Source organism: Nitrospirota bacterium (genome assembly GCA_040756155.1).
Lineage (GTDB): Bacteria > Nitrospirota > Thermodesulfovibrionia > JACRGW01 > JBFLZU01 > JBFLZU01.
In genome coordinates, this window is sequence record JBFLZU010000017.1 from 4,366 (window position 1) to 22,822 (window position 18,457).

An 18,457-nucleotide genomic window follows, 5' to 3' on the forward strand; every position below is an offset into this window, starting at 1 on the left:
GAGTTTTGAGTTTTGAGATGAAGGTTCCTTTTTCATCAATCGCAACATTATTAAATTCAGGATAATCATGTACAGCGAGAGCCCCTATATTCCCTGAGGAGAGATGAGACTCAAGAACCCTATCTAAATCTATATCTGAAAGGACATCTGAATTATGGACAAGAAAGGTACTATCGCTGAGAAATCCCTCTGCATTCTTTAATGCCCCACCTGTACCGAGAATAGTTTCTTCATGAAAGAATTCAATCCTCTCGATAAAGGTGGATTTACGAATCCATTCCTCGATTTCATTCTTTTTATGATGGAGGTTTATTCCGATTTTATTTACAGGCAGCGAAGACACCTTTTCAAGGAGCATCTGAAGAACAGGCTTACCGAGAACAGGCATAAGGGGTTTAGGGATATAGTCTGTGATAGGACGGAGTCTTTCACCAAGACCTGCAGATAGTATGAATACATTAACCCTGTTCATTTATATATTAAATACCTTCTTCTTATCTTCTGGTATTCTTGCCTCTGTTCCTCCCACCATTTCTCCATCCTGTTAAGATCCTCTCCCCTTTCAATATCTCTTCTTAGTCTGTCGGTTCCTGAGAGGATGTCTATAGGCATTTTCTCTGTCTCATACTCATAGGGAGGCTGTCTCCAGATAATTTTCTCTGGATAAAGGTCATGAACAGCCTTCAGAACTGCTACACCTATTTTAAATGATTTGAATCTATCCCTGTTAGTGACATGGATCTGGGCGCCTCCACATATCTCACCTGCATGTTTCTGGAAGGTGGGCTGAAAATATAGAGGTCTGAAAACTACACCTAAAAGCCTAAAGGCGTTAAGACTCCTTGCAAACCTTTCAGGGTCTATGAATGGAGCACCAAAGATCTCGAAAGGACGAGTGGTACCCCTTCCTTCACTGAGGCATGTGCCTTCCAGAAGGCACATGCCTGGATAAACAGTAGCTGTATCAAGAGTTGGTATATTCGGAGAAGGCATAACCCACGGAAGGCCTGTCTCATCAAACCACATTTTCCTATTCCATCCCTCCATAGAAATTACATAAAAGTCAAGAGTTGGATAGAATTCATTCCTTAAATAGCTACCTATCTCGCCAATCGTCATGCCGTGGCGGACAGGTAAGGGTTTTCGTCCTACAAAAGAGGTAAAAGCCGCCTCCAAAACAGGTCCTTCTGTGATAGTTCCTCCTATGGGATTCGGTCTGTCAAGGATTACTATGGACTTAGTCATCTCCATGCATGCCTCCATGCAGAGGTCCATCGTCCATATAAATGTATAATAGCGTGAACCAATATCTTGAAGATCAACAACGATTACATCGATATCTTTTAACATTGAAGGTTCTGGTTTTCTTGTATGGCTATAAAGGCTGTATACGGGAAGGCCTGTCCTGAAATCTTGAAATCCCCTCCATTCAACCATGTTATCCTGTGTCTCTCCATGGATTCCGTGCTGGGGACCAAAGATTGCCTTAAGTTCAAAGTTTCTGGATTTTATGAAGAGATTTACAGCGTGCTCAAACCTGTTGTTAATTGAGGCTGGATGTACAAGGAGTCCTACCCTTGATACTTTTAACCTCTTTGGCCAGGCTTTCTCAAACAGATTAAGTCCGATTCTTATATCAGGATGTCTCTTCAATTATATAACTTATCTCAACATCTGTATTATCATAATAACATTTTTAACAATTGTTTTCATCTTTCACAATCCTCACCATCCTTGACTAATTTTTTTGAAACTGTTATTTTTTAAAATAAGGTGTTTTTCACGTTATCAAAGATTATCGGGTGGCTTATATATCCTCTGAGTATCACATTCATACTTCTTTTAATCGCTCTATTGGGGCTACTTAGAAAAAAGAGGAAAACTTCTCGTATATTTCTCATATCAGCAATATCTATTTTATATCTCTTCAGTATCAAACCAATAGCTTCGTTTCTTTTATATCCTCTTGAAAATATGCACATCAATCCCTCAGACCAGTATCCAAAAGCTGATGCTATTGTTGTGCTATCACCTGGAATAAGATACAGCAAATATCCTTCCATGGAGGTAGAACTTGATTTTGGTAGTAACAGAATACTCAAAGCAGTAAGATTATTCAAAGATGGTGCAGCCCCATTGATATTGATGTCAGGTGGAAGTGGTGAACTCTTTAGCCAGCGAAAAGCCGATGCCCATGCCATGAAATCTCTGGCTATTGAATTTGGTGTTCCTGAAAACAGGATACTGGTAGAGACACAATCAAGAAATACTTATGAAAACGCCCTCTATTCAAAAGAGATACTTAAAGATATGGGGGTAAAAACTATCATACTTGTCACCTCTGCATTTCATATGCCAAGGGCTGTCGCTGTATTTAAGAAGATTGGTATAGAACCTATTCCGGCTGTAACAGATTTCCAGTCGCCACGAAAAGAATTTGATATATTCTGCATTGTTCCCGATGCCTCTAACCTGAACCGTTCTTCTCTTGCAATCAAGGAATATGCAGGCTTGCTTATATACAGATTGAAGGGGTGGCTGTAGAGATGTCATTGCGAGGGGACTTAGTCCCCGAAGCAATCTCATCGTTTAGGGATTGCTTCGCCTTTGGCTCGCAATGACAATGCATAATCTGGGTTAAATATCATAATAAAGGAAGAACTCATATGGATGCGGTCGCAGTCTCAGGGCATCCACTTCTCTGGTTCTTTTGTAGTTCAGCCATGTCTCTATTACATCATCAGTAAATACATCGCCCTTCATGAGATAATCATGATCCTTTTCGAGACAATTGAGTGCTTCCTCGAGTGAACCAGGAAGGCTTGGAACATTAGCCAGTTCCTCCGGACCAAGTTCATATATATCCTTATCAAGTGGCTCTCCAGGATCGATCTTGTTCTCTACGCCATCAAGTCCTGCCATAAGCATTGCTGCGAATGCAAGATAGGGATTGCATGAAGGATCAGGGAATCTCACCTCTACCCTCTTAGCCTTTGGACTTGGTGAATACATCGGGATACGAACCCCCGCAGACCTGTTCCTGCTTGAATAGGCAAGGTTTATCGGAGCCTCATAGCCAGGAACAAGCCTCTTATAAGAGTTGGTTGTTGGGGCAACGAAGGCAGCAAGAGAAGGTGCATGCTTGAGTATTCCACCTATGTAATAAAGCGCCAGCTGAGATAGTCCCGCATAACCATCTCCAGCAAAGAGTGGCTTACCATTTTTCCAGAGACTCTGATGGGTATGCATACCTGAGCCATTATCCGCGAAAAGAGGTTTTGGCATAAGTGTTACAGTCTTACCGTGTCTCTGTGCCACATTCTTGATGATATACTTATACATCATCAACTGATCTGCCATCTTCACCAAGGGCTCAAATCTCATGTCTATCTCTGCCTGTCCTGCTGTTGCAACCTCATGGTGCTGACATTCAACAACTATCCCGACCTTTTCCATCTCAAGAACCATCTCTGTGCGGATATCCTGTAGTTTATCCATCGGTGGAACGGGGAAATACCCTTCTTTGTGTCTTGGTTTATATCCAAGATTTGGATTTTCTTCTTTTCCTGAGTTCCATATCCCCTCAACAGAATCTATGAAGTAGTAGCCATTATTAGCAGTCTGGTCAAAACGCACATCATCGAATATAAAAAATTCTGCTTCAGGACCAAAGTATGCGGTATCCGCAATCTTTGTTGACTTCATGTATGCCTCTGCCTTCTGTGCTACAAAACGAGGGTCTCTTGTATACTGTTCTCTTGTGATTGGATCAACTACACTACATATAAGACTGAGTGTGGGGTGTTTTGTAAATGGATCCATTATTGCTGTTGTCGGGTCAGGGATTACCAGCATGTCACTCATGTGGATAGCCTGCCAGCCCCTTATAGAAGAGCCATCGAATCCCAATCCGTTCTCAAATGCATCCTCTGTAAGCTCACTTATAGGCACTGAGAAATGCTGCCATAGTCCTGGAAAATCCATAAACTTCAAATCAATCATCACTGCATTATTCTTTTTTGCAAATTCAATTACCTCTTTTGGTGTCATTCTTCTTCTTTCCCTCCTATTTTTGATATGAAATGTTTCTTATCTATTTAAGGTATTTTCTTTACTTCTTACTTCTTACTTCTTACTTCTGTAGTTATATCGCCTCTTCCCCCCTTTCACCTGTTCTTATTCTAATTACATCTTCCACTGGTGTGACAAAGACCTTTCCATCACCGATGCGTCCTGTCTTAGCTTTTTCGATAATCGTATTTACCGCTTTCTCTGCATGACTGTCAGAGACAACAACTTCTATCTTGACCTTCGGCAGGAATACTACCTCATACTCAGCACCTCTGTAAAGCTCTGTATGACCTTTTTGTCTCCCGAATCCCTTTACTTCGGTAACAGTCATCCCCTGAATACCAATATCATTCAAAGCGTCTTTTACCTCATCGAGTTTAAATGGCTTTATAATAGCCTCTATCTTTCTCATCTCACCTGACCTCCAGATTCAATTTTATAACCTGTAACCAGTAATTTACAATCACTTTCTTATTTCCCTTCCCTTACCGATGGACCACCTCCAACACCAAGGTTATATCCACTTTCCCCATGAAGGGTAAGATCAAGACCTGTCACTTCATCCTCTTCGCTTACCCTCAATCCTATTGTCCAGTCAATAAGTTTAAGGATAATCAATGTGGTCACAAAGACAAATACATATGTGGCAATCACAGCAATTGCCTGTATGCCGAGAAGTGGTGGATTTCCAAAAAATAGCCCATTTTTGCCAGCGGGGTTTATTGCGGTGGATGCAAAAAGTCCTGTAGCCAATGCACCCCATGTTCCACCCACACCATGAATCCCAAGGACATCAAGGGAATCATCATAGCCTAACCGTGGCTTGAGACTAACAGCTATATAACAGAAAATTCCTGCACCTATTCCGATCAGTACCGATGATAGGGGACTGACAAAACCAGCTGCAGGTGTAATCGCAACAAGTCCTGCTACTGCCCCACTGACTGTACCGAGTGCTGTAGGTTTGCTACGGTGTATCCATTCAGCAAAAAGCCAGCTCATTGCTGCGGCTCCTGTAGCGGTATTTGTTGTCACAAAGGCATTAGAGGCAAGTCCTCCTGATGTGAGGGCACTACCTGCATTAAAGCCAAACCAGCCAAACCATAGAAGTGCTGCCCCAAGTATGGTCATTGGTAAGTTATGGGGTGGCATCGGCTCAACACCATAACCCCGACGCTTCCCTATGACGATCACTGCTGTGATGGCGGCAATTGCAGAATTGATGTGAACAACAGTCCCACCTGCAAAGTCAAGGGCACCAAGTATACTTCCAATCCATCCACCTCCCCACACCCAGTGTGCCATTGGTGAATAGACAAATGTTAGCCAGAGAACCGAAAAAATGATTAACGCAGAAAACTTCATCCTTTCAGCAAAGGCTCCTGTAATAAGCGCAGGTGTTATTATCGCAAACATACCCTGAAACATCATGAACATCAGATGAGGAACGGTAGATGCCATTGGAGCTGGTTCCTGTCCGACACCTCTAAGCCAGAGCCATTCAAGACCACCGATGATACCACCTTTGTCAGGTCCAAAGGCAAGGGAATAACCCCAGAGAACCCATATCACGCTTACCAAGCAGAGAATCACAAAGCTGTGCATAATGGTTCCAAGTACATTCTTTCTTCTCACCATACCACCATAAAACAGGGCAAGCCCTGGAGTCATAAGCATAACAAGTGCAGTTGAGACAAGCATCCATGCTGTATCACCTGTGTCTATTTTCGGTGGAGCAGGCGCAGCAGGTGCCGCTTCTGCGGCAGGGGGAGCCTGCTCAGCTGCCACAGCGGTAAGAGGGGTAGATTGTGCCTGCTCTTCAGCATAAATAATGCTTGCGAAACCCAACAAACCAATTACTATTAATATGCTCACTAATCGTTTCATAATTTACCTCCATAAATTGGTGTATTATCGTTCTGTAATGATATTACCTGCTAAAACCTCATAGACAATCCATGATCCAGTGCCCATGCACTATTTTTGGGTGTCCTATCATAGAAACTGCCAGGTTTGAAATATCCATACTTTATTGAGTAGTCGAGTCCATCTGCTATAGCGTAATTAATGCTTAAATCATATTCATATCCAAGGTCTCTACTTGAACCTGTGGAGACATTTGCTATGTTAAGCGCCTTTGTCGCCCTCAGTTTAAATATATTTATCACTGCTGTGAGATTCTTCAAAAGGTCAGCAGTAATTCCGAATCTCCCGTATGTGGTATTTGATAGCCCAAAGTTTACTATCCAGTCCCCTCCTGTTGTACTATAGCCACTCTGCCCTACCCTGTTCTCATATATGAATGTGTATCTTGGGTCATCACCGAGAAAGGCCTGGAATGCCTCCATCTTATTGGTAGAGCCTGATTTATCACCTGAACCATATGCACCCTCAAGCTTTATTGTAAAGATATTAATCTTTTTGCTCAGACCAAGTAGTGCAGCCATACCACTATATTTTATGTTCTCTGTTGCGGAGATATTTGCATCCCTTGCTGCAACTGTGCCTAAGGATGCAGTGTTGTCTCCCTTACCGCTCTGGAGCTGAAGGTCTAAAGAATAACCAAGACCAATAAACTCTCCATCAGCGGTAATGCCGATGTTACTCAGAGTTGTGGTCTTTTTATATGCGGTAGTCGCCCTTCCTGAGTTCTGCTTCCTCAGTTGTGAGACATCAAGCCCTATCTTGTGATTCTCACCAAGTCTGTGGGTAATGACCCCTATATATCCATTGGTATCATCATTGATGTTAGATGTCCCCTCGTTTACTTTGATTGTAATTAACCGGATGTGGGTCTCTTTTGCAGGATCCATGAAAAAGACAATGGCATCATTACCATACTTCGTAGAGTCATAGAAGACGCCATTGCCAAGAATAAAGAGTTGATGACCAATCTTTAATCCAGATGGAAAGCCAAGCCCTCTCCCTGTATAGAGCATCCATGCCTGACGGAGAGATCCAAAATACCTTGATTGAACACCCTGATAGCCCTGATGTGATGTATCCCCTGCACCACTGATGCCCCATGTCGCAGTATCACTGCCTTCATGCTGCATCTCTATGAATGCCTTTAAATTCGGACTCACTGTTACATCAAGTTGCAGCCTCACTGTCTGTTCATAGTACTGCCCTTCACCATTTCTCCCTGGATTGAGTAGTCTTTTGTTAAGGTCAAAGTTGTGTCCCTGTCTTCCTGCTATAGACATCTCCCCTCCAAGTTTGATCTCAGCATAGATAACGGGGGGAGCTGAGAAAATAAATACAGCCAATAGAATTGATATAAAAATCTTCATCTTGCTGACCTCCTTTTTTTAAGTAAACCACCCCACCCAAAGGGTGGGGCTTTGTTAAAGGGAATAACTTTCATCTAACCTATTCATCCCCGCCCAAAGGGTGGGGCTTTCTGGTGGGGTGGTAAATTTTCCAAGTAAACCCCGTTAGAAGACTCCGCCTTCTAACGGAAAGGCTCACACGGGGCATTAACCCCGTGTTCGCTCAAAAAGGAAAATTATTTTCATCCCTACTGCAAGCAGCGGGGCATTCTAACGGGGTAAAATCTCATATCTTTTCCCACATCTTCAACCTTATCCTTCAGCGAACTCGGTTCTTCATTTCTAATATGCCAGAATCATGCCAATATATGTACCATTGATTTATAAGGAAATTTGAAGAAAACTGATGCTACATTTTTGTAAGTTGATACAATTTTGTAGATTTAAAATTGTAGGACTAAAAATTAACACCTTTTACTTTACTATCTTTGAACTAATAACGCAGCCTTCCTTTGTACCTTAGGCTTAATCCCAGTCTTCCCATTCTTGCTCTTATATCTCTCTGCGACTATCTGGTCGATCTTTGCCATATCCAGTTCAGGTGGGTTCGCACCTGCCTTAATAATCGCCTCCCTTGCCAACATCTCTGCCTGCCTGCCCTGGTCAAGGGCATCGCCCAGAACACGAAGGGCTTCGGGTGGATTATGGAAACCCATGCTGTTTTCAGCACCTATCCATGTATTCCGATAATATGCCTCCTCATATACCTCTTTTGCCTTTTTTATCAATGCCTTATCTGAGCGGGGATTCTTCTCTGCTAATTCGATCATCAAGGCTGCACGGGCAACCGAATAACCTGCCTTTGTAAACATATGATTCACCCTATCTTGGATATTTAATACCTGCTCCTTCATCCATTCAGGGCTCTGGTTGTGGCACTGCATACATGCCTTCATATTCTTTTTAAAAGGGCTTTCCCACCTGTGAGAAGAAATCTTCTCTTTACCAACTCTCTCGTAGGGCATATGGCAATCGGCACAGGCAAGTCCTGCTGCCCAGTGGACATTGCCATGAGATGAGAAGAGTTCAAATTCAGGATGTCGGATATGTCCCATCTTCTGGTCTGTTACCTTATGCTTCCATTCCCTGAGGTTTTCTTCCTTTATCTGTCTTATTACAGCTTCTATAGTAATGTTGCCCCATTTACCATACTTCCAGGGGAATAACAATCCAATAGACTTGTTATCCTTGTCTTTTGGAATTTTATAATCCACATGGCATTGTGCACAGACGAGGCTACGCATCTCCTGCCTCGTTAATTTATCAGGATCTTTACCAATAGCCTTCAATGCCTCTATTAAGGGCCATCGGTTTATGCGTAAATCCATTGTCTTAGGGTCATGGCAGTCAGCGCAGACAAGACCCATCTCACTGTGTTTTTCAGGGATTTCTTTCCAGACCTCATCATAGGGCTTGCTGAAGTAATCAACCTTTAATCTTTTCTTCAGTTCAGATGCATAGGGGCTTTTGCAGCTTAAGCATACACCTCCTGCCTTTCTGCGAGAGGCATCAATCTTAATCTGGTCTTTTAACGCATCTGTATGTCCATTTGGTTCGTTATACTCAATACCCATCCCCCATCCATCAAAGAGCACAAGCTGGAAGGGCCAGGGGCTTAACCTGTCTTCATTATCATTTCTGTATCTACTGTAACCTTTGGTTTTCTCGCTGTTCTTTAAATAGCTATCATAATGGAGCGGATATACCTTTCCCCACACAGCAGGATCTTTTTCTCCTTCTGGTATGGTTACTGGTGTTGCAACTGTCTGTCCCCTCTGTTCACAGCCAATTGTAAATATGGTTAGAAACAGTAAACAAAAGGCTGCCATTAGATAATTTCTCCTCTGCATCGTTCTTTCTCCTTAGATTTAATTTTGAATTTTGAATTTTTATCAATATCCATGAGCAACTCCTCTATGGCATTCCCAGCATTTCCTTTCACCGTTGTGAAGAATATTTTCCACGAGTGGCTCGTGGCACTTCACACAATTACCCATAACAGTATCCTCACCGTGCTTTGAGATTCTGATAAGCACAGAGTCTTTGTTGAGCAGATATGCATAGCCATGATAAATGCCATCCCTTGTCTTACCTGCTAATTCTGTAACCATGCTCTGCTGTGGCAAATGGCAGTCATTACAGCCAGCCCAGTTTCTGTGGGCTGAGTGAGACCAGTTTTGATATTCCCCTTTCATTACATGACAGGAGACACAGAATTCAGGTTTATTTGTGTAAACCCATGCCTTTCTTGCAGCAAGTGGAATAAGCGGGACAGATATAACACCTGTAACAACAACTACCAATAATATCTTGGAAGGTATCCCAAGTGGCTTTTTTCTTACTACCTTCATAACCTTGTTTCCCTATCATGACGACAGAATAACTCATTAAATCTTTTGCATAGAATCGGAGAACTGTCTTTCCCTCGCATGTTCCAATGCGAGTTTATAAAGGAGCTTAAAATCATTTTCAGTGATATCTATATAGGTCTTTATTTTCTTGAAGGCAGCCCTTATATCTTCATCTGTAATCTTAATTTCTCTACAGTCCTTTTGCATGATACCTCCATTTAAATAGCTTTTTCTCCGGCTTCTCTGGTGCGTATTCTTACGGTATCCAGTACATCAAGGATAAAGATTTTCCCATCACCGATACTGCCTGTGGCTGCACAAGAAGAAATCACATCTATAGCTTTCTCAACCTGGTCGTCCTGAACGATCACCCAGATCATCTGTTTCGGCAAAATATTGTAGTGTGTCGAGCCAACCTGGAGACCCTTCTGCTGTCCCCGGCCCATTACCATTGCAGTGGTAAGACTGCTAAAACCAGATTTTTCTAATGTCTGCTCCACCTCTTTAAATTTTTCTGTTCGGATTATAGCTTGAATCATTTTCATACACTCACCTAAAACCCTTTTGTTATTGAACACCACTAAAATTTTTTGTAAGGAAGAAATTTCCCATTAAAGGTAAGAACAATCCTATCGCCTTTTGGGTCTTCTACCTTCTTTATATCCATTTCAAAATCTATCGCGCTCATTATTCCATCACCGAACATTTCGTGTATAAGCTCTTTAATCGTGGATCCGTATACCTGTATTAGTTCATAAAATCTGTAAATAGTGGGGTCTACAGGGACAGGACTTTCCAATGCCCCCCGCATTGGATATTGATGTAATGCGGCTGAAACTTCAGGGCTAAGATCTAAAGCTTTAACAGATGCATCTGCTTCTTCTTTTGACATAGGATGTTGCCCGAGAAGGGCAGCTGTAGTCCAGATTTTATGCCGTCCTACTTTTTTAGCTATCTCCTCCCATGTTAATCCCCTTTTTTGTTTGGCCTCAATAATGAGCCTTGTTGCTTCTTCTCGTGTCATGACAAACCTCCTTTTAAAATGAATTTAATGGGGGCTTGAGAAAATACTGCCCCAAAACTTGTTCTTAAACCTCACAAAACCTTTTTTAAATGATTGCCTTCTCCACGATTTTTATGAGCACGCTCTACCAAAAAGTGGATGATATGGTTTCTGATTACATAGTAAGAAGAGTGTTCAATTATAGTGACTCTACTTCGTGGTCTTGGTATCGCTACATCCACAGATTCTACTATCTCGGCTTCTGATCCAGCACTCATGAGCAATATACGGTCGGATAGGAGAATTGCCTCATCCACATCATGGGTTACCATAAAGACGGTGCTGCCTGTTTCACTCCACATGCGCACAAGTTCTTCTTGAATTGCACCCCTTGTCAATGCGTCAATCTGGGCAAAAGGCTCATCCAGGAGGAGTATTTTTGGCTCAACGGAAAAGGCACGGGCAAGACCAACACGCTGTCTCATACCGCCTGAAAGGGCAACCGGTTTTTTATCTTCTGCTCCATTCAGGCCAACCATATCTATGTACCTTTGCACCCAGTCATTAACTCTTTTATGATCCCAATCTTTATGGGCAGCAGTAATAGCAATCTTAATATTTTCATATGCTGACATCCACGGCAGAAGGGCGAAATTCTGAAACACAACCATGCGGTCAAGGCCTGGCCCATTAATCCTTCTTCCATCAAGTTCAACCTGTCCAGCAAAGGGTTTGTCTAAACCTGCGATAATGTTTAAGAGAGTAGATTTGCCACAGCCTGAATGACCAACAATGGTCACAAATTCACCTTTCTGCATCTCAAAAGAGACATCTTTGAAAACACACTGCAATCTCTTCTCATCCGTACTCGGGAAATATTTTGTTAAATTTTGAATTCTCAAAAACGACATTATTTTAGCCTATTAATCAGCATACGCAATACGTTTAGCAATCTTGTTGAGAACGATATCAATAACAACCCCAACTAAACCAATTAAAAGGATAGCAAAGATAACACTTGTTAAGGACAGGTTGTTCCATTCATTCCATACAAAATAACCGAGACCAAACGAACCCAGCAGTGCCTCTGCAGGGACAATGGCAACCCATGCACTTCCCATAGAAATCCGCATCCCTGCTACAATGGTTGGTCCTGCCGCAGGCAAAATCACCCGAAAGAGTCGGTTGAACCAGTTCAGTTGTAAAATCTTGGACACATTTATATAGTCTTTTTTTATATTTGATACGCCAAAAGAGGTATTGGCAAGCGTAGGCCAGAGGCTCGCCATAAAAACAACCAACAGCGCGGTAACACCACTGTGCTTCACACTGTACAGCAGAAGAGGCATCCAGGCAATGGGCGAAATTGATTTCAGTATCTGTATATAAGGGTTGACTGCTTTATAGATAGTGTTATTCAAACCGAATATGACACCAAAAATAATAGCAACCATAACCCCACCACCAAAACCCAATATCAGGCGTCCTATACTGTATAAGGTTAAAATGCCTACACCTTTGTCATTAGGTCCTTTATCATAAAAGGGATTTAAAAGGAGCTCTTTTGCTGTTTTTGCCACAGGCAAGGGTCCAGGAAGTCCTCTGCCTGCTGAGCCAGCAGTGAGAAGATGCCACGCACCAACAAAAATCACCAGCATTCCCAGGCTCAAAACCAACCAATTTTTCTGTTTTAATAAGAATGTCATTTCCCCTCCTATCTTTCCCGTTTTATAGCAAAATCTTTTAGATATTCAAATGACTTTGCAGGGTCAAATACTTTTCCCAAAATTGTATGCTTCTTGTAGGTTGTCTTTGGTGCCTTGTATCCTAATTCACGCATATATTTCGCACAATCAGTGGCAAGGAAAACCTCTTCAGCTATCTTTTTGTAGTTAACATCACCCTTTATGTAGCCCCATCTCTTCATCTGAGTCAGTATCCATACTGCCATGGAGTGCCAGGGGAAAGGATCAAAGTCTATGCGGTCAGGGACATTCAGGTAATTACCTAAACCATCAGGGAATTTTCCTGTAAGAACCTGCTTTATCACTTCCACGGGCTGGTTTAGATAGTTGCGAGGGGCAATCGCCTCAGTAATACTTTCACGATTTTCAGCCCTGTGGGCATAATGGGTAGCATCCACAATAGCCTTAAATACTGCCTTAAAGGAATTTGGCATCGTTGTAGCAAATTCTTTTGAGGTTGCAAAGGCACAGCATGGATGCCCAGGCCATATATCTTTTGATAATTTAAATATGAATCCAACACCTTCATATACTGCCCTTTGATTGAATGGATCAGGTGCTAAATATCCATCGACATTCCCGGCCTTTAGGTTTGCCACCATCTCCGGAGGTGGAACTACCCTGATTTTTACATCCCTGTCAGGGTCAACGCCACCTTCAGCTAAAAAGTATCGCAACAGGAAGTTATGCATTGAATAATCAAACGGCACGCAGAAGGTAAACCCCTTCATATCTTTAGCAGTTTTTACCCCTTTGTGCTTTATATGAAGTATGATAGCCTGTCCGTTAATATTTTCAACAGCAGGCATATAAAAGGGAACGGACTGTGAACCAGCTCCTACGGTAATTGCAAGGGGCATGGGTGATAGCATATGGGTGCAATCCACCTGTTTGGCAATTGCCCAGTCGCGAATCATAGCCCACCCCGAAGCCTTTACTACCTCTGTACCTTTAAGACCGTATTTTTCGTAAAATCCCATTGGATGGGCCATAATTATTGGAATAGCACAGGTTATAGGGATAAAACCAATTTTTAAAGCTGTTTTTCCCAGAGGCCCCGTAGCCTCCTTCGCCCATGCCTTGACTTTTTTTAGAGGGAGTAAATCAGAGATAATAGCTAATGCAGTAGCGGATCCTACAACTTTCATGAATTCACGCCGACTTATTTCATCTCCTCCAAATAGCGCTCTAACAACAGAGCTTTCTACAGCACGATCAATGATATCTTCCTTAGTTATTACAGGGCGTGACTCCTTTTCAGTTTTACTGTTACATAAGCATTGCGAGTGTGACAAAGAGACTTCCGGATCGAATGGATCTGCTAAACTTTTTACCGTTGAAACAATATCATGGTCTTTATTTTTATCTTTGTGTTTCATATAAATCTCCTCCTTCTCTAATATCTTCAACCTTATCCTTCAGCGAACTCGGTTCTTCATTTCTAATATGCCAGAATCATGCCAATATATGTACCATTGATTTATAAGGAAATTTGAAGAAAACTGATGCTACATTTTTGTAAGTTGATACAATTTTGTAGGTTATAATTAATCCTAAAATTCTTTTTCGTTAATCGTTTATTTTCTTGACATTCCAGTTAAGTGGAAAGTTTATAATAAGAACATGAAAAGATTCTTTATTGGAGATATAGCTAAGAGATTTGGTCTGAACCAGAGAACCCTCAGGTATTATGAGACGATTGGACTTTTACCAAAGGTAGGAAGGACAGAGAGCGGTTATAGAATTTATACCGATGAAACATATAGAAGGCTGGAGTTCATCCTAAAGGCTAAATCCATCGGTCTTAAGCTCGATGAGATTAAAGAGATATTACTTCTTCATGATAAAGGTGAGATCCCGTGTGAATGTACGAAGGATTTTATCAAAAGTAAAATTAAAGAGATTGAGGAAAAAATCACTGCCCTCACAGAGTTAAAAACAAAATTATCTGAGGTACTTAGAACTAAAACACATAGAAAAGCACCGGTCTCAATATGCCCTATAATTGAAGATTCTGAAAAAACACTTGACTCTCCATCCAACTGGATAGTTTAAGCTGTGTTTAGAAAGGAGGTGATGGAGATGTCAAGGAAGAGAAAGGTAGAAGTCTTTACAGGAGGATGTCCTCTTTGCGATGAGACAGTCAGACTTGTGAAGAAGATTTCCTGCCCGAGTTGCGATATGACAGTTTATAATTTAAATGAGAAAGGGATGGATAAGGCAAGGGAATATGGCATTAACTCTGTGCCAACTGTAGTTGTGGATGGAAAGATTCTGGATTGCTGTGTAAGGAGAAAGCCTACAGAGGTTGACCTTAAAGCAGCCGGCATAGGAACACCACTTTAATCCACGCTCTATTGCACTTGTTCCTGACAAAACTTTTTCACTTGTTCTTTCTGGCAACTTTCCGTGGAATATTCAGATGAAGTACATGAGAACAAAATAAATCTTACGTGAAGTCAGGAGCAAGTGCCTCTATGACAGTCATAGAAGTGTTCTCATAGAGCACATGCTGTCTTTATTAAAATATAACATTAAGGCATGCGTCTGTGATGGCTGAAACGATGACAAGACCCTCTCTATTAATCACAAATCTCTCTCTTGAAGCAAGAATGAAATCCTGAAAATCACCTGCCTGAGTTATCCATAAAATTCCTTCATCGCATGAAATCTTCAATTCCCTGCCGTTTTCTATTCTCAGCAGCGAATCATGTTTCATGCATACTCTAAGGGTGTTTTCCCCTACCCTGCAAATAGTTCCGGAGAATTTATCTCCTGGTCTGATATTGGAATTAACCTGTCTCATGCATTAAGTCTAATGCCTGACAAAATAAAATTACAGATTCAAATATTTATTTTTGTTACCATAACAGTTATCATATTAAAAAACTGTTATGCCTTACTTTTATGAGAACTGTTACTTGTAAACAGCCTCTGCGAGATATAAAATAAAGTAAATCCACATACGAGGAAATGGGATGAAAGAACCTGCTTTATATGAAAAGGTGGCGAATGAGATAACCAATCTTATTAAAAAAGGGACTTTCCGTCCTGGAGAACGCATCCCGTCGGTAAGGCAACTGCATAAACAACTACAGGTCAGCATTTCAACGGTTATGGAGGCATACCGACTTCTCGAAGATCATGGCATGATAGAATGTCGTCCTCAGTCAGGATACTATGTAATTTCCCTGCCTGCATCTACCTCATTGGAGATAGATGCATCAAAGCCTTCGCCAAAACCAACAAAGGTAAGCGTCAACGAACTGATTATGATGATTCTTAAGGACGGACGCAATCCTGACCTCATTCAACTGGGAGCAGCCATACCCAATCCTGAGCTTTTGCCCGTTGAGAGAATCAACCGCGCCCTTTCTGTAGTTACACGGCGTTATAGAATCAGAAACATATTGTATGAGTTTTCTCCCGGCTGTGAGGAACTGAGGGTTCAGATTGCGCGGCGTGCATTGACTTCAGGATGCACCATCACTCCGGATGATATCATTATCACTTCAGGCTGCCAGGAGGCAATCATGCTCGCACTAATGGTTATCTGTAAGCCTGGAGATACAGTTGCGATTGAGTCGCCGACTTATTACAACTTCCTTCAGGCAATCGAGATACTTGGCCTCAGAGCCATTGAGATACCAGCCCATCCAAGAGATGGTATTAATATTGACACGCTCCGCTACGCCATAGAGCACAATCCCATAAAAGCATGCCTCTTCATTACCAGTTTCAGCAATCCTCTCGGAAGCTGCATGCCGGACGATAAGAAAAAGGATCTCGTGGAAATGCTTTCAGAATACGATATTCCTCTCATTGAGGATGATATCTATGGAGACATATCATTTTCATATCAGAGGCCGAAGACTGCCAAGGCATTTGACCGTAAGGAAATTGTGCTTTTATGTTCATCATTCTCCAAGACCATTGCTCCCGGTTACAGGGTGGGATGGATGGTGCCAGGGAAATTCAAAAATGAGATTGAGCGCCTCAAATCTGTAAGCAATATTGCCACAGCGACCCCAATACAGCTTGCCATAGCCGACTTCCTTGCAGATGGCGGATATGACCATCATTTGAGGAAGATCAGGAGAATATATGCCAGAAATGTAGCTCTTATGTCCGAGGCTGTAAATATGTATTTCCCGGAAGGCACCAGAGTATCCCGTCCGTCAGGAGGGCATGTGCTGTGGGTGGAACTCCCGAAACATATAGATTCCCTTGAACTTTACGAAAAGGCTTTAAAGAAAGGGATCAGCTTTGCCCCTGGCCCTATATTTTCCTCAAGACAAAAGTATCGCAACTTTCTCAGGCTTAATGCAGCAAGCTGGAACGAAGATATAAAGGCTGCGGTCAAAACTCTCGGCTCTCTTGCGGGAAAGAAGTAACGGAGGTATTACAAAATGATAACAAAGGAGTTTGCACAAACTTTTGCACAGGAGTGGATCGAGGAGGCAAAAGGGCTGCTGAGGTAATGTTTTTTAACGAAAACAAAAAGGTAAAAAAGGCTATTGCCTATTATAATGAGGCTTAGATATCTCCTTGCGATAAATTAGAGAGAATAATATTTTATATGATTCTATAAAATCAGGGATACAGCGCAATGGTTCTGGATAATTCTACAAAGGCAGTGGATGCATGGTATCCGAGAAGGGTGGATTATCTGTGAATGTAGTATAGGTCATCTCATTATCAAAAAGTTCTTGACATTTTGTTTCCCAAAGTATATAAGTAGATTAGAATATACTTAAGGAGTAAGCAAATGAAGGTTGAGGCAGAGTCTTTTAAGATCCTTTCGGTAGAAAGTAGAATAAAGATTATTGAAATGCTCAAGGCAGGACCGCTTTCTGTAAATACAATAGCCGAAGCATTAGGAATTAGTCAATCTGCGGTATCCCAGCATCTTCGCATACTAAAGCAGGCAGGTTTAGTTACAGATGAAAGGAAAGGTTATCACATTTACTATTCATTAAACAAAGATAAACTCGACAAATACCAGCAGGAACTGATAAGGGTCTGCACCTGTGGTTGCGAACTTAGTAAAAGAAAACATATCTCAGAGACTAAAGAGGCTTTATTGGAATATAAAAAGCGACTTGAGAAAGAGATAAAACAGGTGAGAAGAAGAATCGCAGAGCTCAAAAAAGAGAAGAGATAATTTATATTTTTTTTCATAAATTATAAGTTAATACTAATAAACTTATACTAAATTTCACATGTGCCAGGAGAATACATCTATAAGTTCCAAAAAGAATTGTAGTTATGAACAGAAATCTGAAAAGGAAATTCTGACCAAGAATAAACTGATTGCACGGTTAAAAGAATATAAAAGGTATTTGGAATCAGAGCTTGTAATCGTTAATAGCAAGTTAGAAGTAAAGGATACTGCCAAGAAAGGAGGTGGATAAATATGTCAGATACTAAGAAAGACACTAAGAAAAAAAGTGGAACATTAGACAAAGTCATACATGAAATCAAGACATCAGATTGTGGATGCGATTGTGGTTGCGTTCCACCGATCAAAAAGTAGTGGAGGATTAGAGGAGAGGGGGATAAAAGACTAAATCCCCTCTCCTTCTACACAGACAACTCTTAATCATAGGAATGTCCGAAGATATGCCTGAATCCCCTTTGTTCATCAAGGATAAATAATGAAAATCTATCAGGGTTTCATAGAATATTTAGAAAGGCATTAAAGAAATTCTTTGCGGTTTTTTTGAGTTCATGAACTTTTACATCTGTTTCATTTAATATCTTTGCAGGATTAATTTTCCCCTTAAGTTCCTTTACCTCCTCATCGTTTACATCAAACCATTCTTTTATCATGCTTTCTGTAACTTCGATGTGAAACTGGAGGGCATATATCTTTTTTCCAATACGAAATGCCTGATTAGGATAGTTTATTGACGATGCAAGCCTTACAGATCCATCAGGAAGGTCAAAGGTATC

Annotated in this window: 21 protein-coding genes; 5 read left to right on the forward strand and 16 right to left on the reverse strand. The window is 41.4% G+C overall.

The window, feature by feature from the left end; translation table 11 throughout:
• Both AB1488_01390 and AB1488_01395 read right to left on the reverse strand, forming a co-directional pair.
• Window positions 1-472 (reverse strand): nucleotidyltransferase family protein (locus AB1488_01390; GenBank protein ID MEW6408751.1); only part of this gene is annotated, 472 nt, incomplete at its 3' end.
• Window positions 469-1,653 carry a DUF1343 domain-containing protein gene (locus AB1488_01395; protein ID MEW6408752.1) on the reverse strand — a complete coding sequence of 395 codons (1,185 nt, stop codon included), beginning with the start codon at window positions 1,651-1,653 and terminating at the stop codon, window positions 469-471. The genes AB1488_01395 and AB1488_01390, both read right to left, overlap by 4 nt.
• 120 nt (window positions 1,654-1,773) lie before the next feature.
• Here AB1488_01395 and AB1488_01400 point away from each other — a divergent pair, with 120 nt between their 5' ends.
• Window positions 1,774-2,544: a YdcF family protein gene (locus AB1488_01400; GenBank protein MEW6408753.1), complete on the forward strand. Its 771-nt coding sequence runs from the start codon at window positions 1,774-1,776 to the stop codon at window positions 2,542-2,544.
• 93 nt (window positions 2,545-2,637) lie between these two features.
• Here the strand turns inward: AB1488_01400 and glnA are convergent, their stop codons facing one another.
• The 12 genes from glnA to AB1488_01460 form a co-directional block, all read right to left on the reverse strand.
• Window positions 2,638-4,050 carry a type I glutamate--ammonia ligase gene (glnA, locus tag AB1488_01405; protein ID MEW6408754.1) on the reverse strand — a complete coding sequence of 471 codons (1,413 nt, stop codon included), beginning with the start codon at window positions 4,048-4,050 and terminating at the stop codon, window positions 2,638-2,640.
• Between the two features lie 94 nt (window positions 4,051-4,144).
• Complete coding sequence (locus AB1488_01410) at window positions 4,145-4,483, reverse strand: P-II family nitrogen regulator (protein ID MEW6408755.1); 339 nt, start codon at window positions 4,481-4,483, stop codon at window positions 4,145-4,147.
• A gap of 59 nt (window positions 4,484-4,542) precedes the next feature.
• Window positions 4,543-5,958, reverse strand: a complete 1,416-nt coding sequence (locus AB1488_01415) for an ammonium transporter (protein MEW6408756.1) — start codon at window positions 5,956-5,958, stop codon at window positions 4,543-4,545.
• A gap of 50 nt (window positions 5,959-6,008) precedes the next feature.
• A complete protein-coding gene (locus tag AB1488_01420) occupies window positions 6,009-7,364 on the reverse strand; it encodes an alginate export family protein (GenBank protein ID MEW6408757.1) in 1,356 nt (451 codons plus the stop codon).
• Window positions 7,365-7,825: 461 nt separating this feature from the next.
• On the reverse strand, window positions 7,826-9,253 hold the full coding sequence (locus tag AB1488_01425; protein ID MEW6408758.1) for an ammonia-forming cytochrome c nitrite reductase subunit c552: 1,428 nt from the start codon (window positions 9,251-9,253) through the stop codon (window positions 7,826-7,828).
• A 42-nt stretch (window positions 9,254-9,295) separates the two neighbouring features.
• Complete coding sequence (gene nrfH, locus AB1488_01430) at window positions 9,296-9,754, reverse strand: cytochrome c nitrite reductase small subunit (GenBank protein MEW6408759.1); 459 nt, start codon at window positions 9,752-9,754, stop codon at window positions 9,296-9,298.
• A gap of 36 nt (window positions 9,755-9,790) precedes the next feature.
• Window positions 9,791-9,961, reverse strand: a complete 171-nt coding sequence (locus tag AB1488_01435) for a hypothetical protein (protein MEW6408760.1) — start codon at window positions 9,959-9,961, stop codon at window positions 9,791-9,793.
• 11 nt (window positions 9,962-9,972) lie between these two features.
• Window positions 9,973-10,299 carry a P-II family nitrogen regulator gene (locus tag AB1488_01440; protein ID MEW6408761.1) on the reverse strand — a complete coding sequence of 109 codons (327 nt, stop codon included), beginning with the start codon at window positions 10,297-10,299 and terminating at the stop codon, window positions 9,973-9,975.
• A 35-nt stretch (window positions 10,300-10,334) separates the two neighbouring features.
• A complete protein-coding gene (cynS, locus tag AB1488_01445; GenBank protein ID MEW6408762.1) occupies window positions 10,335-10,778 on the reverse strand; it encodes a cyanase in 444 nt (147 codons plus the stop codon).
• 71 nt (window positions 10,779-10,849) lie between these two features.
• Complete coding sequence (locus AB1488_01450; GenBank protein MEW6408763.1) at window positions 10,850-11,668, reverse strand: ABC transporter ATP-binding protein; 819 nt, start codon at window positions 11,666-11,668, stop codon at window positions 10,850-10,852.
• 12 nt (window positions 11,669-11,680) lie between these two features.
• The gene (locus tag AB1488_01455) at window positions 11,681-12,463 is read right to left on the reverse strand and encodes an ABC transporter permease subunit (GenBank protein MEW6408764.1); all 783 of its coding nucleotides are present in this window, start codon (window positions 12,461-12,463) and stop codon (window positions 11,681-11,683) included.
• An 8-nt stretch (window positions 12,464-12,471) separates the two neighbouring features.
• Entirely contained in the window at window positions 12,472-13,881 is a 1,410-nt protein-coding gene (locus AB1488_01460) for a CmpA/NrtA family ABC transporter substrate-binding protein (protein ID MEW6408765.1), read from the reverse strand.
• Between the two features lie 244 nt (window positions 13,882-14,125).
• On the opposite strand from AB1488_01460, the gene AB1488_01465 reads away from it, so the two are divergent.
• Both AB1488_01465 and AB1488_01470 read left to right on the forward strand, forming a co-directional pair.
• Complete coding sequence (locus AB1488_01465) at window positions 14,126-14,557, forward strand: heavy metal-responsive transcriptional regulator (GenBank protein MEW6408766.1); 432 nt, start codon at window positions 14,126-14,128, stop codon at window positions 14,555-14,557.
• A 27-nt stretch (window positions 14,558-14,584) separates the two neighbouring features.
• Window positions 14,585-14,848 carry a thioredoxin family protein gene (locus tag AB1488_01470; protein ID MEW6408767.1) on the forward strand — a complete coding sequence of 88 codons (264 nt, stop codon included), beginning with the start codon at window positions 14,585-14,587 and terminating at the stop codon, window positions 14,846-14,848.
• Window positions 14,849-15,023: 175 nt separating this feature from the next.
• Here the strand turns inward: AB1488_01470 and AB1488_01475 are convergent, their stop codons facing one another.
• A complete protein-coding gene (locus tag AB1488_01475; GenBank protein ID MEW6408768.1) occupies window positions 15,024-15,221 on the reverse strand; it encodes a DUF2917 domain-containing protein in 198 nt (65 codons plus the stop codon).
• 259 nt (window positions 15,222-15,480) lie between these two features.
• Here AB1488_01475 and AB1488_01480 point away from each other — a divergent pair, with 259 nt between their 5' ends.
• Window positions 15,481-16,896 (forward strand): PLP-dependent aminotransferase family protein, encoded by a 1,416-nt coding sequence (locus AB1488_01480; GenBank protein ID MEW6408769.1) that lies wholly within the window; start codon window positions 15,481-15,483, stop codon window positions 16,894-16,896.
• 374 nt (window positions 16,897-17,270) lie between these two features.
• Entirely contained in the window at window positions 17,271-17,666 is a 396-nt protein-coding gene (locus AB1488_01485) for a metalloregulator ArsR/SmtB family transcription factor (GenBank protein ID MEW6408770.1), read from the forward strand.
• Between the two features lie 512 nt (window positions 17,667-18,178).
• Here the strand turns inward: AB1488_01485 and AB1488_01490 are convergent.
• A partial coding sequence (locus tag AB1488_01490) for a GMP synthase (GenBank protein MEW6408771.1) occupies window positions 18,179-18,457 on the reverse strand: 279 nt, incomplete at its 5' end.